Source organism: Vibrio sp. 378 (assembly GCF_033339435.1).
Window position 1 is genome coordinate 16,770 of sequence record NZ_JAWOUO010000023.1, and the last position, 18,273, is coordinate 35,042.

Below are 18,273 nucleotides of genomic sequence, written 5' to 3' on the forward strand. Positions count from 1 at the left end.
GTCATTCGTTTGGTTTGGCTAACTGATGCGTTAAGAGTTGCCACCTTCTTACTTATCCCTTCCTTACTGGACCCGTGCGGGATACGTCGCCATCACACGTGAGAGCGCCAGCGCTTAGCAGCTGGAACACTCAGACTTACCAGAGTCCAACGCCTCCATTCGCGCGGCGTGGTACTCAGCATCTTGTTTCGCCTTGATGCGGTCTTGTTCACCGCGGCGCTTATACAATCGGTACTGCATCACGAACAAAACCAACGTGGTCACAATGCCAATCAATAACGCGAGATTAGACATTGAGAAGAAGCCACCAATGGCAGTGGCTAAGCTGGCGATGTAACTTGATGTTGTAACTGATTTATCCATAAGCTCTGGGTTCATAGTCTGGTTACCTCGCCGGAACGAGTTCGTTGGCAATACACTCAGCGGGCAATGCTCGGATGTATTCCTGCAAGCCGGTTAGTTGCTGAGTTACTAGGGCGTGTTGTTCTCGGAGACGGAAATAAGCTCGTTCAGCGTCTCTTGTAAGTCGGGGGGCGGATTCATCATCCACGCTGGCGGTGCCGGAGTCTGTGGGCACTGAGGGACAACGGGCGTTGAGGCGCAACCGCTGACGGCCAGCGTCAACATCACGCTCAAGGCGCTCAATCTCTGCTTTCGCATCGTTCAGATCCTGTTGCTTTTTTTGGGATAGCGCTGCGACCTTTTGGTTTTGCAGCTTCATCGAATCAATCGTGGCCTGTTTGGCCTCAATCGTTTGGTTGGCTTCGGTGAGCGATTGCTGCGTGGTTTCCAGTTTGTTTTGGAGAATCAACAGCGCCGCACTCATAAACACCAAAGCAAGCAAGCCGATACCTTTTAGCTTCATGTGCCGCTCGCATAGCCGCACACGGCGACCTCAACTTCACGGCGATTCATCAAGCCTTTCCACTTCTTGCCTGCGGCGAACACCCAACGATGCATCTCATCACACGCGCCAATAAAGTCACCGGCATTCAACTTCTTCAGCAGCGTGGAACGAATGAACGCTCCCGCGCCCACGTTGTAAGCGAACGAGTAAAGACCAGCACGTTGTGTCACCGATGGGGTCACGGTGATGTGTTTGTCGATTTGATTAGCGATGCGCTTTAAATCGGTATCGAGTAAAGCGCGACACTCTTGCTCGGTGTAGACCTTATCGAGCACGATGTCGGGACCAGTGTGGCCATAGCACACCGTTAGCACCCCAGCCACATCGTAGTAAGGCGTGTATTCCACCCCTTCGAGATCAACCAACATGGTGCCAGCAATGGATATAGACGCGGCACTAATGGCCGCCATCACTCTTGCAGATATTTTGTTCATCACATTACCTATGAAAGATGAGAGCGACCAAAGACAGGCCGAGTTACGGAAATTTGAATAAAAAAAAGCCCCAGAAGAGGGACTGGGGCTTTTGGGGTCACTGTTGGGAAGTGTCGTGAGAAGTATTGTGAGGTCAGCTCAGCTACACCAACACCACAATGGCAAAAAAGGTAATCCAAAATGCCAAGCTTTACAACACCAATCGGGACAAAATAACACTTTATGTGTTATTGATAACAAAAAAAGAGAGTGTGACGCGTCACAATGAGCGATTTTTCTTAAAAATCGATGACAGCTTGCCTTTTATCGTGCAACCTAATTGCATCAGCGCTTTCGAGAATCCCGTCATCGTATCCTCTCCTTCCTTGCCAAACTCTTTCGCTTTCTCAGCGAGAGCGGTTTGAGATACAACAAGACGCTCGTTCAACACAGCTTCGTGCGCCATATGGGTTTTTCTTATACGGGTTGGCCCCATCACGACCACAGACTTGTAAGTCTGTTCACGAGGCGGGAGCATCGACAACAACGGCTCCACTTCATCCGGCATGTCGAACTGACTAATCTCGTCCTTAAAGACGGGAATCTGGTAATGCAATCGGGTTGGTTCTTTTAGCGGGTCTAGCGCCGCCAAATTCGAGGCGGCTTCAGGGCTGAAAAACGGCGAACCGATATTTCGAAGTTGAAGCTCAACGAACTGATTTTTAATGGAGCGATTGAGCCCTCTCAACATCATTTCACGCACATTAAAAACAATCTCACCCGTGCGTTTTTTACGGCGCAATATCGCACGAGCAAAGAAGTTATCTCGCACACTCTTATAACCTTCCTTACCGTATTTAAAGTTGCCGTGCACACCATTCACGGCCGCAAAGTTCACCTTCGCATGCCTGCGCAAGAACTCGCGATTTTTACGCCCTATCCACGCACGCTGCGGGATGCCTTTTTTGTGCAGTAATTTACGTTTGTGACTCAATCTCATGGTAATAACTCCTTGTGGCGTTGGCCTTGATGGGTGTATTGACAACGATAGTCCCCCTCAAACACACACGAACCGCCAGGGCGATACGGGTCGCCACACTTACCACAGCATTGATGGCGCTGCTTGTGCGCCACCACTTTTTGGTATTGCGCATCGAGCAGCAGGATTGCCAAACGTTGAAAGCTGTCGACGCCCATGTAATCCAACACCTCATCCAATTGCGCTTGACGAGCTTGTGACAAGGTCACGGTTTTATCCATCATGCCTGCGTTGCGTTTGCGTTCACGCTCTTGGCGCTTGCGAAGGGCTTCAGGACTTACGTTCTCTGTGTGTTTGTTCGGGGTATTTTTCATTTCTCACGCTTCCCATTGCCCGTGCGTTTGCGTCCATCTCACGACTGGGCCCATCGTGAGACGTCGAATTAAGCTTGGGTATCGCTGCCCACCAAGACCGTGTCAGAACGGCCACTGGCATGGATGAGGATGTCCCACAAATTGCCCTCTGCCGTCATGGCCTGACTGATTTCATCCACCAAGATGCAGTCATAGTCCAATAACATGCCCTTTTTCCATGCCGAAAGCGCCTGTCTGGCGTACAACAAATCAAAGCCAACAGCATTGCCGTGACGTTTCACCACCTCTTTCGCAGCCTCGCTTGAAGGCAGAACCAGCAAGGTTTTGCGGCCTAATTGGGCATAACCAATCGCCAAAGCGCGCAACATGGTCGCGCCACTCTCAGGGGCAGGTAGTTTTAGGGTTTGAATAATCATGTGAACCTCTTTATTTTCAATGCGTTGCGTTTACGTTGTTACTGTTGAATTTAAGCGGATGGCGGCGTCGACTGATCACCATGCACTGCCCAAATCGCCACGGGGCCGTTTTCCGTGTCGTGAATGGACAGCAAAAAGGCGCCGTCTTGGGGTGGTTTTGGGTGCCATCCAGAGATGTCTGGATCGTTTTCTTCGTAATATTTCGCCTCCGCCACCTCGTCATCGCCGTTTTCGAGGTAACTGACGAAATAGGTCAGGCCGTTCGATGCAAACCAGGCATCAATCTCATCAATTTGGGTGCTTTCATCCCACTCTGGGAGCTCTGGATGGGTCCAATATCCAAAGTCATCACGTTGAATTTCGGCTGCTTGAATGGTCATATCGATTCTCCTATCGTTTAAATCGCCGGATCAGGGGTTGATCACAGCCACCCTGCGGCCTCAATGGCCTGATGTTGTTTTTTCGATCTTCCCACTGTCTTCCCGTGGAAAATAAAAAAGCCTTGGTCGTCGAGCCAGGCGTGATACGTCTCTAGGGCCTCACGTTTGAGGTTTTCCGTGGTGGTGTGAATGTACGCCTGGTCCAAGTCGGACAACTTATGGTTGAGCAAGCGTTCACCCACGAATTTATCCACACCGAGGTCAGCCAAGCGGGAACGGGCCAACTTACGGCAATCGTGACTGGTCCACGCGTTATGACTGACTTTTTGATAGATGGCGTTGGCGGGGTCCTTGGTCATCGGTTTTTTGATGTCATGGTGCGGAAACAACACCAACGTGCCCTCGGGCTGCGTGGCTTGATAGGCTTTGAGCAGCGCGATCATTTGGTCGGTCAGTGGCAAGTGCAGCGCTTCACGGGTTTTGGTGTGACTGGCAGGTAAGCGCCACACGCGTTCTTGCCAATCGATGTGACACCAACGGGCCAAACGGGTTTCGCTGATCCGCGTACCATGGCCCAATTGCAGCAACACCAACATGCGCTCGGTCCAGCTGACGGTTTGCAGCGTGTCGAACAGCGGCGCCACCATCGGCGGATGCAAACGGCCTTCTTTCTTGTGGATCTTGGTTTTAATGAAGTCACTGAACACCATGGTCGACATCGGATTGTGGGTCAGCAACTCTTCACTGGCGGCTTGCATGAACGCGGCCTTTAAAATGGCGAAATAGCTTTTCACGGTGCGCAGCGCATAGGCTTGTTGCAATGGCCACACCACCAAGGTCTTGATTTGGTGCTTTTTCACGCCGATTAATGGCACGGTATCGAGCGCGGGTAGCAAGTGGTTAGTGATCACCGATTTGACCGTACTGCGACGGGTCTTCGTGACTTGGCGTGAGGTGGCCACATGGTCTAAGTACCAACGCAAGCAATCGCCAAAGGTGTGCCAATCACTGACGGTGGTGTGTTGCCCTGTGGCTTGCATGGCCAACTTGTGCGGCATTTGCTTGATCAGTGCCTCGGTGGTCAGCTGCGGCCAAGTGCCCAACTTCTCCCACACCGCTTTACCGTCACGACCGTTGGCTTTTCGCTTATCAATGAACCACCATGACGCCACGGCGCCCAGGTTCGGGTCTCGATTTTTCCAGAAACGCAACTCCAAACGGTAACGGCTGTCGCTCAAACGGGTGACCACCTCACTGTCGAGGTGGCGTTTGATGGCGGCGTCGGTGATCTTCAATCGCTTGGTGGTCATGGCATTACTTCAAATAGTCAAACTGCTCCGCCAGGCGGCGTTCTTCTTCGATTTGTTCCAAACGGCGACGCAAGGCCACTTTGCTTTGGTCCGGCTTAATGTTGCGACGGTTCAAAACGTGGTCAGGGGTGCGCTTTGGTTGAATGGTAAACAGGCTTTCCATGGCAAAGTCTCCTTTAGTCTTTCGATAGCCACGCGATCAACTTGTTCTTGACCGATTGCGCGAGCGTGATGGATTGAACCGCTTGGTGATGATCCGCCTTGGGCCCAGTTCGATAACTGCTTGCCATCATAGTGGCGACGGTTTTCTCTGTTTCTTCCACTGGATCAAGCGGGTTGAGATTGGTTTGCAATCTGAAATGCTCAGAAGCCGAAAATTCCATTCTGACAAACGGCTTGCCAGGGACATGGCTGTAGTCAATTTTTACCAACCCATGCCCATAAATCGCACGCAGCATCGACTCGATGGTCGTGGTTTGTTGGCGGTGACAAATCACCGTAATTCGATTGCTGATGTCTAGTGTGGTATCCATGCGTTTACGTTTACCTTTGCGTTGATGTTTCACTTCGTCTTTGGTGGATGAAAACCAATTGATTTTCGATAATCGACGTTCATATGAAGGTGAACGTTGTCGGTTTCCCCTAAAACCCAAGGCCAATTGATGGGCTGAAACCCTCCAACGTCTTGAGTCACCTTCCTGGCAGAGCAGTCTATGCACCGCTCATAGTGGGTGTGGTTATTAAAAAAAACGGATTCCCATCGGTGCCAGAACCAACACTTTTTTCCACCTTTAGGAATCGCCAAAGCGCGTTTTATTTCCCAACTATTCAACTTCATAGCTAACACCCCAGGCTGTGTTTAATATGGTCCCGCCCCTGTGCCAAATAGCGGCGGTACGTTCTGAGACTCAGGCCCATCGCCAACGCGATCGTGGCTTGGTCTGCATCGGGGGCCACGCCGCGCAATCGGAGCGCGCCATAATGGACGCGCACCACTTTGGCCACGACGGGCTTTTTTTCGGCCAACCTCATCAAAGCGGCCTCGATGTCCGCCTCCACGCTATCAATCACGGGGCCTTTCTTGCCGCCGTTGCTAAAGCTCATCACGCCTTTGTTGGCGATCATCACTTCCATCAATGACGCGCTTTGCGGCATCACCCCGCCAAGGTGGACCCAACGCGCCCACATCTCCATCAGGGTGTCGATTGCTTTGCGAGGTGTGGCCATTTACTCCACCGTCACCAAATACTGCTTCATGCCATTGGCCGTTTGGGTGCCATTGGCCTTCATCACCACGCGCTTGCCTTTGATGTACCAAAAACGCCATCCGGTCAGCGGATCGCGCCCTGCGGCGATCGGCTTAGTGCGAAAGTTCAGCTTTAATAGGTCTTCGGCTTCCTTTTCATTGGTCACTAAAAATTTTGTGGACATTACTCAACTCCTCCTATGCCACGTGACGTCGAAACTTACTGCGTAACACACACTCAGAAAACGCCTCATCTGGGCGCAACACAATCACGTCGTCGTCACTGACGAAGTTCGGCGAAATCAACACATCCGCGCGATCAATCGCCCCCTCCACGTTCAATAAGTGGTTAGGGAAATGACGATGTAGATTGCAAAACAGCGCATGCTTAGCGCGTAAAAAAGCAATTTCCTCCTTTGAGTTGGCTCCAATCACCACGTTCAAGACCTGGCGAGAGCGGTGCAGCAGCAATTTCAGGCGCGCCACACGCTCATCCGGTGAGGCCACAAAACCGACATCAATGGTTACCACCTTGGGTTGTTTTAAATGAGCTAGCTGAGTAAGTACTGAATCTCTCACACGACCTTCCGAACCTTGAATCACCATGATCAACATCCCGACCTCCTACGCTTCGGTGGATGATTTTTGCTTATGGTCATTGAACTCACGAACCCAACGTTCGAGATCCAACAAACCACCGGCTTTATCCAAAATCACCACCAGTGAGCACGGACGCGGGAAGCGGTGGAAGTTGTACCACATGCTCAGCGTCGACTCGGCGAATCCGGTCAGCGCTTGCGCTTTTGAGTATCCAACTTTGTCCACCCATTCCTGGTAAGTCATACGACGGCGTCTCCTTGTTTAACACGATTCGGGAGAATTATACTCCCGAAATGTGTTGTTTACAATCACGGTTTGTGTGGTAAGTCGATCGTTTTGTGGTAAAGTTATGTATTAGACGTTTGAAAGAAGTGCTCACGCCCTGAGTACATGAGAGAACAACTATTAAGGCCCACTTGATGCGTTCGTGGCACCTTAACAAGGCGTTAGGTAAATGAGATGAATAGGAATGAAAAGTTCGGAAAGCGGTTAAGAGAACTTAGAAAAGAAAAAGAAATTGCTGACGGTAGAAAGTGGACATGTGATCAAGTGGGTAAAGCCATCGGAATAACACCATCGGGTTATACCAACTATGAAAACGCGCTACGCATTCCCAAATTAGACGTTATTGAAAACATCGCGAGTTTTTATAATGTTTCGCCTTCTTACATCGCTTGTTTTAGCGATAATAAAGGCAACAGCAATAACGAATCTTTACTGATCGTGCCGCCTATGACCGAGAACGCCAAGCAAGACAGCGCCTCACCCTTGGGTGACTACGGGGTATCGCCAGAATTGCTCGACCGACACCATTTAAAAAAAGATGACATTTTAATTGAAAAAATAAAAGACAATTCAATGGCCGACCATCTTTTTAAAAACGACATAATAATAATTAAAAAACAAAAAAATGAACAAATAGAAACTTTGTCTTTTGGTATTTTTTGTTTAAAAGATAAAAATAATCAAATTTGGATACGATGGGTTAAGCCAGAGATGGATGGATCTTTTCGCGTTTACCCAAATAATACGACCCATTACGAAACTCATACTTTTTCAAAAGACGAATTTGCACAATTTGAAGTGGTCGGGACCATTTTTAAAGTCATTCGTAGCCCTCGATTTGACGAGTTGTAGCACTATAACAACAACATTTGTGGCAATATAACGACCCAGATGTAATCAATTTCATAGCGAATAGTGGCGTGACGTCACTATTTTTTTTGCTTTCAAACAACACATTTCGTGATATTATCCAACACAGTTCGTTTAACCAAGGTAAGGAACCATGTCAAAACATCATCCGTTGGCTGCAATACTCGATCAATCACAACGCTCACTGCCGACCACGCGCCAAGGTGCCGTGGCTCTCAAAAAGCTTGAAATGGCCCTCACGCCCTATCCTGCATACTTCCGCGAAGTGCAAAACAATGCGCTGGAAGACATCCGAGAAACACACCCAGACGCCGCCGAGCAAATCGAGCACGCACTTGAAGCGGCTCAGCAAGCGCTCGAACTCCATTGTCATGGCTTAAAAATGGTGTCGCATCTGCTGAACAATGATTAAGGCCCCATCATGGACACTGCGAACTTAACCTTACACCCACAACACCACCTGGACGACATCGACCAACAACTCCTACTGGCACACGCCAGTGGGATGACCAACAGCGAAATCGCGCGTCAACTAGGCGCCGACATGGCCACGGTGAACCAGCTCAACCGACAACTACAAAAAAAGCTCGACGCCAGAAGCCTACCTCACGCCATCGCCCAGGCATTCATTAACGGAATTCTTGCCATTAAAGCAAAAGGTCAAACCCTCGAAGGGCAAGCCTTTGTGCGCACCTTGTGCCTTTGCCTGGCACTCACCACCGGAGCGCAAAGTTTTGACAGCGACATGATGCGAACACGCACCCCACGTCGTGGAGGCCGAAACCCCAACACCATCATGCGCGTGGTTCGCGCAGGTAGAAACAAGGAAATCGACGCATGAACAACGCCAACCGCATCAATCAAGACAGCGGCAACTTTGAGTATTACACCCCTAAAGAAATCGTCGACGCGGCTCGTCAGTGCATGGGCGGTATTGAACTCGATCCAGCCAGTTCATTGGCCGCGAATCTTATCGTCCAGGCAGACCATATCTTCACCAAAGAAACCGACGGCATGAAACAAGTCTGGACCGCGGACACTTTATGGATGAATCACCCATTCAGCCGCGGCGAGAAAGCGTGTCCAGCCAAGCGCGCTCGATGCAAAAAGAAAACCTGCGTGAAACGTGGCCACCATATTGACCACGATATCCCGAGCAACATGGACTGGATCAGCAAGCTGTTACACCACTATGAACAAGGTCACGTCAAAGAGGCCATTTGCATTACGTTCGCCAACACCTCTGAAGCGTGGTTTCGCAAGCTCCTACCCTTCCCTCAATGCATGCCCAATAAACGCATTCAGTATTACAAGCCGGACGGCACCATTGATAACAACGTCACCAAAGGCAGCGCCATAACTTACTTAGGCCCAAACCTCGACAACTTTGCCAACGCCTTCCGCGACATCGGCACAATTAAAATCGAATATTAAGGAACACTCATGAACGCAAACGCACCAGTTCAAGACCTAGCACAATTCAGCGGCGACGATCTATTGATCGCCTTTCTTCACTCCTACAATCAGCAAAACGCCGATTGGGACACCATGGTGGCCGAGAATGAGCGACTAACCCAAGAGCGCGACGGCTACAAACGCCAAGCCCATGCCCAAATCGAAGAAATCAAAGCGCTCCAGGAAGAGAACGCACTTTGTCGCAAAATGGCTCAAGAAGCCGAAGGCATTGCAAAAAACGCAATGGCATTAAAAACCGAACGCGACCGACTTCGTGACCAACTAAAAGCCACCCAAAAAGAGCTGACCAGCCTTAAAGGCGGCGACAACCCGAAAAAGCTACGTGAGCAAATTGCGCGCATAAAAGAGAAAGGCAAAGAGAAAGACAAGCGCATCACCAAGCTAGAGACAGACAACAAACAATACCGTCACGAACTGACCGAAGAGCGAGCCAACACGCAAAAAGCCATTGCCAAAATTGCAGAACTACAAAAGCAGCTGGCGCACGACACAGGCAGTGGCCTTTACCACAAAGGGCCACACCACCTCATCATCTGGCCACAAAAAACCACGATGGAAGACGAGAACGGCAACCGTTTCGAAGGGCGCTCACTGCTTTACCTACACCAATCTGGCCGCGGTGGATTGATGAACTACAACCCAGAGACAGGCGAAGTCAACCTATGCGCAGCGCCACGCGGTGGACTCAAACCAAGTGAAGACGTCCGAAGCTTTGCAGCTAACTGGCTTTACAAGGTCAACGCGATTCAAGACGGCATCGTGCACGAAGACGACATGATACCTGTGAACTACAACGGCGACTTTGAGGGGTAATGACCATGGGAGCAAGAGTCATTCACGTACATTATGGCGTTCACTGGCTATTAGAACTGACCGACAAAGAACTGCTGGAGCATGTAACCCACCCTGATGGCGCCGAAGCTGCAAGAAAAGAGCTTAACGCCATGATCGATGATGGTGAAACCTGTTTTGTGTTGGATTCCAGCTGTGACAACAAAAAACCAGATGGCTCATGCGCGGGTCATCCAATTAAGGAGCAAGACTAGCATGGATCAATTCAACGCTTACTCAGTGGCTATCGCTGCCACTGAAAAAGCCATTCAAGATCGTCAGAAAAAAATAACCAACATCGAGACACTGACAAAACAAGCGCTCGATACTAATTACCTCGATAAGTTGTCGTTTGACATTGGCTATCAAGAAGGCTGTGTGGAGTACCACAAAGGGCAAAAACGAAAAGACGCCCAAAAGAAGCTGGACGAACTCAAGCGTCAACAACGTCGTGTCGAAAATGCCCACTCCCTAGCCAACCTAAACAAGCAATTGAAATACGAGGATGAGATAGACGCATTAAGGAAAGCTCTCACCCAGCTCAAGATGCTGGAGAGAAGAAAATCAGCGGTTAGTTATTTTTTAGGCATTAATGAGTAAGGAGCGAAAACATGGACCAAGCAACTAGAGATATTATCGAAAACTGTGGATTGGAAGTTGAAGACGTAAAGCCAATCATTGAAGCTGTGAAAGCATCCGCTGTCATCAACTTCGTCAACACTCATATCGGTGCGTTTGAAGCGGGTTTTATTGACAACAACCAGCCAACCCTAGCCCAGCTATATAGAACAGCTCAGCATCATATAAAAGACAATTACAACTACAACATGCAAAGCCTTGCTGAAGTTTGGGGAGAAGAACTTGCCAAAGAACTGGCAGAGAGAACCCCTTACATTCAAGTAAAATGGCACTCACCAGAAGAAACGCCACAGGTGGAAAGCCAAGGCTTAAAGAAATTCTGGGTAGCAATCAAAGTGACAGGTAGCATCAACCAAACCAAAAAGAGCAAGACGTTTGTTATTTCTGCTTACTACGTCAACAAACCTCTAGAGCTCGATGAGCACGGAGAGGTAATCAACGGCGACCCTTTTGTATCGATCGATGGCGAACCTATAGAAGCAGTCGGTTTTCACTCTTGCAAAGAACATCAAGAGTTTGATGGTTATTACGAACCCCTACCGTTTGGTGATGATTATGAATTACTAGGTTGGGCTGAATATCAAAAGCCAGAGTTTTATCTATAGCCATCATACGCCGCCAGAACAGGCGGCTTTTTTGTACCTCCCTCTCATTTAAAAGATACACACTGAATACTTATTAAATACCCATTGAATATCCCAAAGATATACGTTAAATATATATCAAATACTCCAACAGGGATTTCATCATGATCATAGCAATTGCTCATAACAAAGGTGGCGTTGGCAAAACGACTGTAACTCTCAACCTAGCAGCCATCCTTAAACCAGACGTTATCGTCGACCAGGACACACACCAAAGCTTAGTCATCATCAACAAGCTACGTGGTGACGACCAGTTGCCAATTCATACGTGTGATAGCCGTGCCAGCCTAATTGAACTACTCAAGCAATCGGACGATGGCAAAACCGTACTGATTGACTGTGGTGGTTTTGACTCGGACGTAAACCGTTTGGCCGTTGCAGCTGCCGACCTGGTCATCGTGCCGGCGAACGATGACACCACCGAACTGATCGGCCTACGTCGATTTGACGAAGTGCTGGCAGAGATCAGCAAAGAGATGGATAGCCACATCACCGCCCACGTTCTTTTCAATCGCGTCCACCCTAACCGCCGTAAGTTTAATGACGTAGAAGATTTTCTAAAGAACGCGAGCCACATGTCGAGACTGGACACCATCATTCCAACCAGAAAGCAATACCCGCTAGCGGTGGCCAACGGCCTTGGCGTGGTTGAACACAAAGCCACAAAATACAGTGACGCAGCACGCGAAATGAAGCGTTTAGCCGAAGAAATCCAAAACAAAGCTTCACTAAACTAAATACCCTTTGTATATTTACTGTATATCCAAAGGATACACGGTAAATATTTATTAGATATAGAGTAGATACACATGAGTAAAGACTGGGACGCACTAAGCCAGGTCGGCAAGAAAGCCGCACTAACCGAAAACAAAAGCGAAGAAGCTAAGGTTGCAACAACAAAAGCAAAGCACCTTAAAGCCGTGCCAATGAGTTACTTTGAGAAGCACGAAAAGATGAAGCAGGAAGGAAAAACAAGCCTTAACTTTACCGACTACATCATTGAAGCGCTTAGAGAGAAATTAGAGCGAGACGGCGCGCTATAACGCCAGAAATGAATTAGCCGGTGAGCATCTGACCTCTTCACCGGCTAACGTGACCAACCAAACATAAGGAATCCAGTTATGTCACAAGCGCAATATACCGCAATATCTAAAATGCGTCTAATCGATCTGCACACTCTAGACATGTCCGTTCTAGAGGAATACTTGTCAGGCAAGCCGAAATGGCTTCAAGATCGAGTATGGGAGTTCTACCAACTTGGTGCAGCACTATGAGTTGGTCGCTACCTAGAACGTGCTTTAGTTGCCAGCACTATAAGCAGGTAGGATACAAAGAGGACGAGCTGGCCCCAACTAAAGACCACTGGGGATTCGATTGCGAAGCTAAGAAGCAGCGCTATGGTATGTGCAATCAAAAAAGGTGTCATGTGTTTTGGAATGAGCAACCATGCCCATCCTACGAACAGGAACCCGACATCGATACGCACGATTGCAAGCCACGGCAAAAGGCATTACAACCCCATCAAGACGCCTTATTCTAAACAAAAAGCCCCGTTGAATGACGGGGCTTTTTAGATTGAAAGAAAGGATTTATTCTCCTTTTTGCCGCAACTCTGCGACCACTGCTTCGAGTAAATTAAGACCTGATTCAATTTCAATCCTCACATCATCACCAGTGTTATTGGCACGTCGCATAATGTTTAAAATTGAGTCCATCTCATCACATGTTTTAGTTATTTCCTTATCTTTCATAAGATACACCTAGCCATACATATCATTCTGAACTGCACTTAACGGGTAATTAAGTGACTGCTGAATCATGCCCATATAGTTGATGAGAGTAAATATGCACACCGAAAACAGTCCTATACTTGGCGTATTGGGCGTAAATTTGTCCTATGGAGTGTGACCTATGTCTTATGAACCGCTGATCCAAGCGATCAGGACCCGAAGGGAAGCAGCTGGCGTAACTCAAGAAGAAGCGGCAGAAATGATAGGTATGTCACTAAAAACATACCAGCGTATCGAGAATGGACTCACTGAGATGAAGATGTCTCACTATCGAATACTGATAGAACGACTCAAGGTGACCGATCTGGATATCTCACTAGATATGATAGGAGTGCACGGTGCGACGCCTTGGGATGTCGCTGCGGCCGCCAGAACGCTACCGCCGGACATCAGGACCACGCTTGTTACGTTGATTATGATGATCTATCGAGACAAGTACGGCCCAGAAGAGTAGTTTCTATTCAGCGCTTGAGATGGTATCCATAATTTTATCGAGTAACCCTTTGTTCGCCATCGCCGAGTTGAACTTATCACTGATAGAACGCACGCTTGCACCTGCCTGGTGAACGTCATCGATGACTTTACGCAGCGTCGGGATGTCTTTGCCCAATTTATCCAGGCGCCAAACGACAAGAACGTCACCAGGCACGAGCTTTTCAATCACTCGATCAATCTCTTTGTTATCGATGACGAAGTTGCACCCGTAAGCATCTAACGCTTTTTGCTGCATCCCAAAGTCATTATCACGAACCACATACCCATACTGCATAATCAAACCTACCACCGTGACATGTCACAAACGCTATTTTTATTAAATGCTAAATCACACACATATAAAGTGATATGCCCAAGGTGGCAAAACATGACAGCCCACTCTAAATTAGGGGCGTGTTATTGGTTATATGTTAAATAGACGAGTTTTGTGGCCATTCTAAAGCGTTAGTTGGGGTAGGGAATCCAAAGAGGCAAAGATCGAGGTTAGCGAGCGCGAGAGTGGCAAATATGCAGGTTGTAAATTTGTTACAGAATGGCGGGGTTTTAAGCAGAAAATTACGCGAAAGGATTTGGCGGCCGATTTGAGTCGAAACCGCCAAAAGATCAGGTTTTCTTTTCTTCCGTTCAGAATCCAAACAGAGTAGACCTCATTCCGTCTCTTCCCCATTTAGCTTCTTTCTTTCTGTTTTTGATAGCAATCACCACATAGATAAACCTGTCTTTCGTAGGCTTCAGGGTCAAAGCTAGTTGCTTGCACATAAGGGTCGAAACAAAGTTCCACATCATCTTTTGCTTCACCACAAATTTCACAAACAGAATCAGTATCGTCATTCATCTAAGTGTCTCAGTTTCTTCATTGCCGCAGTTCGTACACTCCCAAACTCGCTCTGCGGTCTTTTCATCTATAGCGGGATTGGTCGCAACCACCACCCACTCATGTTTACCTTTGCACTCGGTACAATATAAAACCACGCTATCTTCCATTTCTCTTTCCTATTTTGATTCTTGGTTATCTAACTGGTCAGCGATTTTTCTTAACTCTTTCGCCCAGGCTTTTGACGTTTCAGGCGTAGCACTGAAACCAGAAAAACATTCACTCAATTGAAAATGCACCGGCACGTTCTCAGGCGACAACCACACGTAGACCGAACCGGCACGAATGTTATCAACAATAATTTTTGGATTAACTGGCTCCATGTCATTCTCCTAAATAACCAAATACTTTGATGATCGTTTGTGGCTTTCGGCCAGTCATCACCAGGAAGCGATCCCAAATCTCATAAGGTACTTTATGCTTGCCTTGTTTGTACTCTCTAATTCGACGGTCAGAAGACACACCAAGCAACTTGGCCAACTTGGCATCTGAATCATAATCAGGGAACAGCCCCTGAAAGTGACGAAAGTACGCACCGATCAGATCAGGGTGTGGCGATTCATAATCAGGTTTATCCAGTAAATGAGCGCGGCTATAGTCAGACTCATTCACTTCGCTTTGTGCGGGAAACACTGACGCTTCCACATTTTCATTTAATTGTTTAACCGCTTTCTTTATGCCATCAGCAACAATCACGCGTTGCTGCTCGGCCAATGTCGGTATAGTGATTTGCATGCTTACTCTCCGATAAAGGGGGCTTTCGCCCCCGTTCTTACCTCGGGCACAGTTCGATATTGCGAACGTCTGAAACCCTGATGTTAACCAGGCTTAATGTCCCTGTGGCCAACGGCTCCCATCTGCGTTCCAAGTGGAGCGCTTCAAAGCAAATGAACAGGTATCGAGGTAAAAGGAAATTAGTATCGATAACCTTTACTCCAATATGCTCCGGGTTAAATTCCCGAACCGGTTGACCAACAGTTTTTAAAGAGCCTCGACGCACTAACCAGAAATCAGCTTCAGGATAGTTTGTCTTCATGGTTGCCACATCGGATAGTCTCATCGTTTCTTCCATCGGCGGCATCAACTAGCCCCCTCGAAACGAGTGGCTTTCTGTGCGCCCCCGTTAAAAATATAATAGGCGGATACCGCCTATCAATCAATGCTTTTTAGGCTAACTCCGCCTATATCGTGGTTATATGTGACTGGTATCACATATAACCATAATAATAACTTAGTGACATTGTCACCCTTAGTTAACGGGATCGAGTAAGTGTTATGGAGGAGCGCGCGACGACATGCAAAGCCATGAACACTCAACGCGTTTTTGAGTTTCGTTGAGCGATGAGATGGCCAAAAGCTTAAATCTCGACCCTTCGCCTTGCTAAGCTGCGCGTAGCGCATATGGGGAACTGCATAGCTTGAAGTTAGTGATGTTCTTAATAGGGGAGGTCCACTGAGCTTTCGTAATGTACGAAAGGTTCCTGTCGGATGACAAGAGATACTTACAGCGCTGCCAGCAATGGCACTGGCACCTTTACTTGCTCTGGTGTTTAAGCTGGCAGACGGGGCCCGTTAAATCGCTTATCACTGGACTTTCCAGTTCACTGTATTTGAATGCGATTTAATGGGATGTACCCATGGAGCGAAGCGACACTACTTTGTTTTTTATAATATGGGAGAGTGGGCGCTTCTTATTAAAGGGGGCGCACGCCAGTTATATGTTAAATACTCGCCGATCGTACAAACGCACCATAAGATCCACCGTGATCGTGGTTAGAATAGAAGGTGAATTATACCATATTTACGGTTTTATTGATGTAAAACAGTGGGTTATTTACTTTGTGGAATGCAGAAAATCCGCAGTTAAGCGGCATGGATGGCGGGGTTATTTAGTAGGGTATATCGTCGATTGGGGGTTCGTATTGCGCCCTGATTTGGGTGTAGTCTTCACCACGTTCTAGAGCGGCTAGAATGTCTTGAGTGCGGTTATTGGCTTGCGCTTGAGCGAGTGCACTCTTTCTTTTCGCCGCCGCTTCCTCGCGCTGTTTATTACGCTTTTCGCGCACCTGATCGTCTGTTTTTCGGTACTCATCGAGCCTTTCCTCGATCGGCGTTCTTCGCAAACGGTTCATCTGCGCGCGTTCTTTCGCCTTGGCACGCTGAACACTGACAAAGCGGCCAAGACCAAGCATTTCGAACAAGACCGAGTTGATACGCTTTATCGAAGCAATGCCGCGGTAGACTTTGCGATCATCTTCTTCTTTCTCTTCGCGCTGCTCGAAAGACAAGTAAAGGCCGGACCGTTTGAGGGTGTAAACACAATTGTCGACCGTTCTGGATGGCATCGACAACTTGTCAGCAAAGAAAGAGTTCTCACAGCGTTCTAGCTGGCCCGTCGCTTTATCACGAATGGCGACCAGGTTCGCAGCCAAATCGTAGTGCAGAATGGCCGTGGCCAACACCTTCATCGTATTGACGTAATGATCAGCTCGAAAACAAATGCGGGTTTTGAGTTTGCTGCGGTCGGTGATGCTGCGGATCACATCGGAGGCGGCTTGGAGCAAAACGTAAGGCAAGCGGCTATTAACTTCATAGCCTAAAAACTTAGTAAGCATTTGAGCGTTTTCTGTGGCGTTCTTCTTCGCCCAGGCGCGCTTTTGCTCTTGTGTGTAAGGGGTGAAACCGTCATCGACTGCGCCAATTGGCGCTGGTGATGCGGGAGCCGTCTGCCCGTGTTCCATGCTGCTACTACCTTTTTTAGCGGTAAATACTTGCAGTCATTGCCTCACACGGGTAAACTAAATTTGCGTTTGCGTTTACCGAAAAGTTTTTTTCGTGTGAAGCAATTTTGAATAACCCGCTCACCAAAGCGGGTTTTTCTTTATCTGCCGTATGCCAAATTGTCTTTCCTATAAGCAAAAGCGGCTATCCAGCCACTCTCACCTCTCAAAATTCTGCTTCCCATCAGGGAACAAACGAACTTTAACACAGAGTTTTTATCATTTCATCTCAAATTGTGTTGTTCGATCTCGATTGCTTGTTCTGCGGCCAACTGTTCCAGGTGTGCACGGAGATCGCCCGACAACCCTTTCGCCTGGAGTAATGAGACGCTTAAGCCGTGCATGCATACGTCCTCATTAGAAGCGCCACAAACAAAACGCAATAGCTCATCAAGATCAACGATCTTCGGTAAAAGATCAACCACATTAGAATTTTTTTGTGAATCAGCCATCCTGCGCACCTGTATAAATACTGTATATAACCACAGTATTAGACAGAAAATTCATAGATATGGCAAGGAATTAACAGTTCTGATGATAAGGGTGTGATTTGGTGTAAGGGAGAGGGAAGGAGTAAAAGGGAAGGAGCCACCGCGCGAGGCGGTGGCCTAGAGGGTTATATATAACGGTGGTTATCGAGGTAAAATTTTCGTGCCTGGGACAGCTCCCATTCAAACGCCTTTCGGCAATGGTCCTCCTGCTTGAATAGCTTCAAGAACAGCCAATCAATCAGTTTGATGGGCGAGCGCTTACCTTGTCGAACGCGGATGTAACTCCAACCGCTAATCGTGAGATCAGACTGACCAGTCAGCAAGTGCAGCACAAACATGTTCAACGCCAACAGGACGCGCATGAAGAATGCCAATAACATTGAATACTCCTTCAAACTTAAACAGGCTTAGACCAGTATTTCCCATTCCATTTCAACTGAATGGTATCGTTAGTTGAGTTAAGCTTAATATCT

General features: G+C 48.0%; 35 protein-coding genes. 12 read left to right on the forward strand and 23 right to left on the reverse strand.

The features are described 5' to 3' along the window. Positions 1-114: 114 nt before the first annotated feature. The 14 genes from R7Q48_RS22620 to R7Q48_RS22685 all read right to left on the reverse strand — a co-directional run bounded on the left by R7Q48_RS22620 (position 115) and on the right by R7Q48_RS22685 (position 6,868). Positions 115-378, reverse strand: coding sequence for an HP1 family phage holin (locus R7Q48_RS22620; RefSeq protein WP_129148060.1), 264 nt, complete (start codon positions 376-378; stop codon positions 115-117). 7 nt (positions 379-385) lie between these two features. Further along, positions 386-865 (reverse strand): lysis protein, encoded by a 480-nt coding sequence (locus tag R7Q48_RS22625; protein WP_318132452.1) that lies wholly within the window; start codon positions 863-865, stop codon positions 386-388. Then, entirely contained in the window at positions 862-1,341 is a 480-nt protein-coding gene (locus R7Q48_RS22630) for a lysozyme (protein ID WP_206360156.1), read from the reverse strand. The genes R7Q48_RS22625 and R7Q48_RS22630 overlap by 4 nt, the downstream gene beginning before the upstream one ends. Before the next feature lie 259 nt (positions 1,342-1,600). Then, complete coding sequence (locus R7Q48_RS22635) at positions 1,601-2,320, reverse strand: hypothetical protein (protein WP_318132453.1); 720 nt, start codon at positions 2,318-2,320, stop codon at positions 1,601-1,603. Next, positions 2,317-2,673 carry a hypothetical protein gene (locus R7Q48_RS22640; protein WP_176311667.1) on the reverse strand — a complete coding sequence of 119 codons (357 nt, stop codon included), beginning with the start codon at positions 2,671-2,673 and terminating at the stop codon, positions 2,317-2,319. The genes R7Q48_RS22635 and R7Q48_RS22640 overlap by 4 nt, the downstream gene beginning before the upstream one ends. A 68-nt stretch (positions 2,674-2,741) precedes the next feature. Next, a complete protein-coding gene (locus tag R7Q48_RS22645; RefSeq protein WP_176311668.1) occupies positions 2,742-3,089 on the reverse strand; it encodes a hypothetical protein in 348 nt (115 codons plus the stop codon). 50 nt (positions 3,090-3,139) lie between these two features. Then, positions 3,140-3,469, reverse strand: coding sequence for a hypothetical protein (locus R7Q48_RS22650; RefSeq protein ID WP_222716974.1), 330 nt, complete (start codon positions 3,467-3,469; stop codon positions 3,140-3,142). Positions 3,470-3,510: 41 nt separating this feature from the next. After that, complete coding sequence (locus R7Q48_RS22655; protein WP_269635525.1) at positions 3,511-4,779, reverse strand: tyrosine-type recombinase/integrase; 1,269 nt, start codon at positions 4,777-4,779, stop codon at positions 3,511-3,513. 4 nt (positions 4,780-4,783) lie between these two features. Further along, positions 4,784-4,942 (reverse strand): PA3496 family putative envelope integrity protein, encoded by a 159-nt coding sequence (locus tag R7Q48_RS22660; protein ID WP_164977541.1) that lies wholly within the window; start codon positions 4,940-4,942, stop codon positions 4,784-4,786. A 13-nt stretch (positions 4,943-4,955) separates the two neighbouring features. After that, complete coding sequence (locus R7Q48_RS22665) at positions 4,956-5,345, reverse strand: hypothetical protein (RefSeq protein ID WP_318132454.1); 390 nt, start codon at positions 5,343-5,345, stop codon at positions 4,956-4,958. Between the two features lie 274 nt (positions 5,346-5,619). Beyond that, positions 5,620-6,006: a hypothetical protein gene (locus tag R7Q48_RS22670; RefSeq protein WP_258484270.1), complete on the reverse strand. Its 387-nt coding sequence runs from the start codon at positions 6,004-6,006 to the stop codon at positions 5,620-5,622. Then, complete coding sequence (locus tag R7Q48_RS22675; RefSeq protein WP_176311672.1) at positions 6,007-6,210, reverse strand: hypothetical protein; 204 nt, start codon at positions 6,208-6,210, stop codon at positions 6,007-6,009. It abuts the gene before it with no gap. Between the two features lie 13 nt (positions 6,211-6,223). Continuing rightward, positions 6,224-6,640 carry a hypothetical protein gene (locus tag R7Q48_RS22680; protein ID WP_129148070.1) on the reverse strand — a complete coding sequence of 139 codons (417 nt, stop codon included), beginning with the start codon at positions 6,638-6,640 and terminating at the stop codon, positions 6,224-6,226. A 9-nt stretch (positions 6,641-6,649) separates the two neighbouring features. Next, positions 6,650-6,868, reverse strand: a complete 219-nt coding sequence (locus R7Q48_RS22685; protein ID WP_129148071.1) for a hypothetical protein — start codon at positions 6,866-6,868, stop codon at positions 6,650-6,652. Between the two features lie 216 nt (positions 6,869-7,084). Between R7Q48_RS22685 and R7Q48_RS22690 the strand changes: the two genes are divergently transcribed. The 11 genes from R7Q48_RS22690 (at position 7,085) to R7Q48_RS22740 (ending at position 12,644) form a co-directional block, all read left to right on the forward strand. Next, positions 7,085-7,762 (forward strand): helix-turn-helix domain-containing protein, encoded by a 678-nt coding sequence (locus R7Q48_RS22690; protein ID WP_176311673.1) that lies wholly within the window; start codon positions 7,085-7,087, stop codon positions 7,760-7,762. A 151-nt stretch (positions 7,763-7,913) separates the two neighbouring features. Next, positions 7,914-8,192 (forward strand): hypothetical protein, encoded by a 279-nt coding sequence (locus R7Q48_RS22695; RefSeq protein WP_129148073.1) that lies wholly within the window; start codon positions 7,914-7,916, stop codon positions 8,190-8,192. Between the two features lie 9 nt (positions 8,193-8,201). Further along, positions 8,202-8,621: a LuxR C-terminal-related transcriptional regulator gene (locus R7Q48_RS22700; protein WP_318132458.1), complete on the forward strand. Its 420-nt coding sequence runs from the start codon at positions 8,202-8,204 to the stop codon at positions 8,619-8,621. After that, positions 8,618-9,214 (forward strand): DNA N-6-adenine-methyltransferase, encoded by a 597-nt coding sequence (locus R7Q48_RS22705; RefSeq protein WP_176311674.1) that lies wholly within the window; start codon positions 8,618-8,620, stop codon positions 9,212-9,214. The genes R7Q48_RS22700 and R7Q48_RS22705 overlap by 4 nt, the downstream gene beginning before the upstream one ends. A gap of 9 nt (positions 9,215-9,223) precedes the next feature. Beyond that, complete coding sequence (locus tag R7Q48_RS22710) at positions 9,224-10,069, forward strand: hypothetical protein (protein WP_318132460.1); 846 nt, start codon at positions 9,224-9,226, stop codon at positions 10,067-10,069. 5 nt (positions 10,070-10,074) lie between these two features. Then, entirely contained in the window at positions 10,075-10,302 is a 228-nt protein-coding gene (locus R7Q48_RS22715) for a hypothetical protein (protein ID WP_318132461.1), read from the forward strand. A gap of 1 nt (position 10,303) precedes the next feature. Further along, complete coding sequence (locus R7Q48_RS22720; RefSeq protein ID WP_318132462.1) at positions 10,304-10,687, forward strand: hypothetical protein; 384 nt, start codon at positions 10,304-10,306, stop codon at positions 10,685-10,687. Positions 10,688-10,698: 11 nt separating this feature from the next. After that, entirely contained in the window at positions 10,699-11,331 is a 633-nt protein-coding gene (locus R7Q48_RS22725) for a hypothetical protein (protein WP_318132463.1), read from the forward strand. 143 nt (positions 11,332-11,474) lie between these two features. Next, positions 11,475-12,107, forward strand: a complete 633-nt coding sequence (locus tag R7Q48_RS22730) for a ParA family protein (protein ID WP_129148082.1) — start codon at positions 11,475-11,477, stop codon at positions 12,105-12,107. 72 nt (positions 12,108-12,179) lie between these two features. Continuing rightward, on the forward strand, positions 12,180-12,413 hold the full coding sequence (locus R7Q48_RS22735) for a hypothetical protein (protein ID WP_258484279.1): 234 nt from the start codon (positions 12,180-12,182) through the stop codon (positions 12,411-12,413). Between the two features lie 78 nt (positions 12,414-12,491). Next, a complete protein-coding gene (locus R7Q48_RS22740; RefSeq protein ID WP_164977542.1) occupies positions 12,492-12,644 on the forward strand; it encodes a hypothetical protein in 153 nt (50 codons plus the stop codon). Positions 12,645-12,959: 315 nt separating this feature from the next. Here the strand turns inward: R7Q48_RS22740 and R7Q48_RS22745 are convergent, their stop codons facing one another. After that, the gene (locus R7Q48_RS22745) at positions 12,960-13,121 is read right to left on the reverse strand and encodes a hypothetical protein (protein WP_164977543.1); all 162 of its coding nucleotides are present in this window, start codon (positions 13,119-13,121) and stop codon (positions 12,960-12,962) included. 160 nt (positions 13,122-13,281) lie between these two features. On the opposite strand from R7Q48_RS22745, the gene R7Q48_RS22750 reads away from it, so the two are divergent. Next, positions 13,282-13,614, forward strand: a complete 333-nt coding sequence (locus tag R7Q48_RS22750) for a helix-turn-helix domain-containing protein (RefSeq protein ID WP_129148084.1) — start codon at positions 13,282-13,284, stop codon at positions 13,612-13,614. A 3-nt stretch (positions 13,615-13,617) separates the two neighbouring features. On the opposite strand, the gene R7Q48_RS22755 is transcribed toward R7Q48_RS22750, so the two are convergent. The 8 genes from R7Q48_RS22755 to R7Q48_RS22790 form a co-directional block, all read right to left on the reverse strand. Beyond that, complete coding sequence (locus tag R7Q48_RS22755) at positions 13,618-13,929, reverse strand: recombinase family protein (RefSeq protein ID WP_129148085.1); 312 nt, start codon at positions 13,927-13,929, stop codon at positions 13,618-13,620. Between the two features lie 393 nt (positions 13,930-14,322). Further along, positions 14,323-14,490: a hypothetical protein gene (locus tag R7Q48_RS22760; protein WP_269635512.1), complete on the reverse strand. Its 168-nt coding sequence runs from the start codon at positions 14,488-14,490 to the stop codon at positions 14,323-14,325. Between the two features lie 158 nt (positions 14,491-14,648). Then, on the reverse strand, positions 14,649-14,852 hold the full coding sequence (locus R7Q48_RS22765; RefSeq protein ID WP_318132466.1) for a hypothetical protein: 204 nt from the start codon (positions 14,850-14,852) through the stop codon (positions 14,649-14,651). A gap of 1 nt (position 14,853) precedes the next feature. Then, positions 14,854-15,264, reverse strand: a complete 411-nt coding sequence (locus tag R7Q48_RS22770) for a hypothetical protein (RefSeq protein ID WP_318132468.1) — start codon at positions 15,262-15,264, stop codon at positions 14,854-14,856. 37 nt (positions 15,265-15,301) lie between these two features. Continuing rightward, the gene (locus R7Q48_RS22775; RefSeq protein WP_318132469.1) at positions 15,302-15,610 is read right to left on the reverse strand and encodes a hypothetical protein; all 309 of its coding nucleotides are present in this window, start codon (positions 15,608-15,610) and stop codon (positions 15,302-15,304) included. 808 nt (positions 15,611-16,418) lie between these two features. Further along, positions 16,419-17,270: a hypothetical protein gene (locus R7Q48_RS22780; RefSeq protein WP_318132471.1), complete on the reverse strand. Its 852-nt coding sequence runs from the start codon at positions 17,268-17,270 to the stop codon at positions 16,419-16,421. A 263-nt stretch (positions 17,271-17,533) separates the two neighbouring features. Further along, positions 17,534-17,761, reverse strand: a complete 228-nt coding sequence (locus tag R7Q48_RS22785) for a hypothetical protein (RefSeq protein WP_129148091.1) — start codon at positions 17,759-17,761, stop codon at positions 17,534-17,536. A gap of 164 nt (positions 17,762-17,925) precedes the next feature. Further along, complete coding sequence (locus tag R7Q48_RS22790; RefSeq protein ID WP_318132474.1) at positions 17,926-18,180, reverse strand: hypothetical protein; 255 nt, start codon at positions 18,178-18,180, stop codon at positions 17,926-17,928. Positions 18,181-18,273 lie beyond the last annotated feature (93 nt).

Coding starts and splice junctions, on each gene's coding strand:
- R7Q48_RS22775 (WP_318132469.1), bottom strand. CDS start 15,610: ATGCCGCCGATGGAAGAAACGATGAGACTATCCGATGTGGCAACCATG.
- R7Q48_RS22730 (WP_129148082.1), top strand. CDS start 11,475: ATGATCATAGCAATTGCTCATAACAAAGGTGGCGTTGGCAAAACGACT.
- R7Q48_RS22740 (WP_164977542.1), top strand. CDS start 12,492: ATGTCACAAGCGCAATATACCGCAATATCTAAAATGCGTCTAATCGAT.
- R7Q48_RS22620 (WP_129148060.1), bottom strand. CDS start 378: ATGAACCCAGAGCTTATGGATAAATCAGTTACAACATCAAGTTACATC.
- R7Q48_RS22750 (WP_129148084.1), top strand. CDS start 13,282: ATGTCTTATGAACCGCTGATCCAAGCGATCAGGACCCGAAGGGAAGCA.
- R7Q48_RS22675 (WP_176311672.1), bottom strand. CDS start 6,210: ATGTCCACAAAATTTTTAGTGACCAATGAAAAGGAAGCCGAAGACCTA.
- R7Q48_RS22720 (WP_318132462.1), top strand. CDS start 10,304: ATGGATCAATTCAACGCTTACTCAGTGGCTATCGCTGCCACTGAAAAA.
- R7Q48_RS22755 (WP_129148085.1), bottom strand. CDS start 13,929: ATGCAGTATGGGTATGTGGTTCGTGATAATGACTTTGGGATGCAGCAA.
- R7Q48_RS22710 (WP_318132460.1), top strand. CDS start 9,224: ATGAACGCAAACGCACCAGTTCAAGACCTAGCACAATTCAGCGGCGAC.
- R7Q48_RS22645 (WP_176311668.1), bottom strand. CDS start 3,089: ATGATTATTCAAACCCTAAAACTACCTGCCCCTGAGAGTGGCGCGACC.
- R7Q48_RS22685 (WP_129148071.1), bottom strand. CDS start 6,868: ATGACTTACCAGGAATGGGTGGACAAAGTTGGATACTCAAAAGCGCAA.
- R7Q48_RS22785 (WP_129148091.1), bottom strand. CDS start 17,761: ATGGCTGATTCACAAAAAAATTCTAATGTGGTTGATCTTTTACCGAAG.
- R7Q48_RS22695 (WP_129148073.1), top strand. CDS start 7,914: ATGTCAAAACATCATCCGTTGGCTGCAATACTCGATCAATCACAACGC.
- R7Q48_RS22780 (WP_318132471.1), bottom strand. CDS start 17,270: ATGGAACACGGGCAGACGGCTCCCGCATCACCAGCGCCAATTGGCGCA.
- R7Q48_RS22790 (WP_318132474.1), bottom strand. CDS start 18,180: ATGTTATTGGCATTCTTCATGCGCGTCCTGTTGGCGTTGAACATGTTT.
- R7Q48_RS22715 (WP_318132461.1), top strand. CDS start 10,075: ATGGGAGCAAGAGTCATTCACGTACATTATGGCGTTCACTGGCTATTA.
- R7Q48_RS22735 (WP_258484279.1), top strand. CDS start 12,180: ATGAGTAAAGACTGGGACGCACTAAGCCAGGTCGGCAAGAAAGCCGCA.
- R7Q48_RS22690 (WP_176311673.1), top strand. CDS start 7,085: ATGAATAGGAATGAAAAGTTCGGAAAGCGGTTAAGAGAACTTAGAAAA.
- R7Q48_RS22700 (WP_318132458.1), top strand. CDS start 8,202: ATGGACACTGCGAACTTAACCTTACACCCACAACACCACCTGGACGAC.
- R7Q48_RS22670 (WP_258484270.1), bottom strand. CDS start 6,006: ATGGCCACACCTCGCAAAGCAATCGACACCCTGATGGAGATGTGGGCG.
- R7Q48_RS22660 (WP_164977541.1), bottom strand. CDS start 4,942: ATGGAAAGCCTGTTTACCATTCAACCAAAGCGCACCCCTGACCACGTT.
- R7Q48_RS22655 (WP_269635525.1), bottom strand. CDS start 4,779: ATGACCACCAAGCGATTGAAGATCACCGACGCCGCCATCAAACGCCAC.
- R7Q48_RS22635 (WP_318132453.1), bottom strand. CDS start 2,320: ATGAGATTGAGTCACAAACGTAAATTACTGCACAAAAAAGGCATCCCG.
- R7Q48_RS22705 (WP_176311674.1), top strand. CDS start 8,618: ATGAACAACGCCAACCGCATCAATCAAGACAGCGGCAACTTTGAGTAT.
- R7Q48_RS22630 (WP_206360156.1), bottom strand. CDS start 1,341: ATGAACAAAATATCTGCAAGAGTGATGGCGGCCATTAGTGCCGCGTCT.
- R7Q48_RS22745 (WP_164977543.1), bottom strand. CDS start 13,121: ATGAAAGATAAGGAAATAACTAAAACATGTGATGAGATGGACTCAATT.
- R7Q48_RS22640 (WP_176311667.1), bottom strand. CDS start 2,673: ATGAAAAATACCCCGAACAAACACACAGAGAACGTAAGTCCTGAAGCC.
- R7Q48_RS22725 (WP_318132463.1), top strand. CDS start 10,699: ATGGACCAAGCAACTAGAGATATTATCGAAAACTGTGGATTGGAAGTT.
- R7Q48_RS22650 (WP_222716974.1), bottom strand. CDS start 3,469: ATGACCATTCAAGCAGCCGAAATTCAACGTGATGACTTTGGATATTGG.
- R7Q48_RS22680 (WP_129148070.1), bottom strand. CDS start 6,640: ATGTTGATCATGGTGATTCAAGGTTCGGAAGGTCGTGTGAGAGATTCA.
- R7Q48_RS22625 (WP_318132452.1), bottom strand. CDS start 865: ATGAAGCTAAAAGGTATCGGCTTGCTTGCTTTGGTGTTTATGAGTGCG.
- R7Q48_RS22770 (WP_318132468.1), bottom strand. CDS start 15,264: ATGCAAATCACTATACCGACATTGGCCGAGCAGCAACGCGTGATTGTT.
- R7Q48_RS22760 (WP_269635512.1), bottom strand. CDS start 14,490: ATGAATGACGATACTGATTCTGTTTGTGAAATTTGTGGTGAAGCAAAA.
- R7Q48_RS22765 (WP_318132466.1), bottom strand. CDS start 14,852: ATGGAGCCAGTTAATCCAAAAATTATTGTTGATAACATTCGTGCCGGT.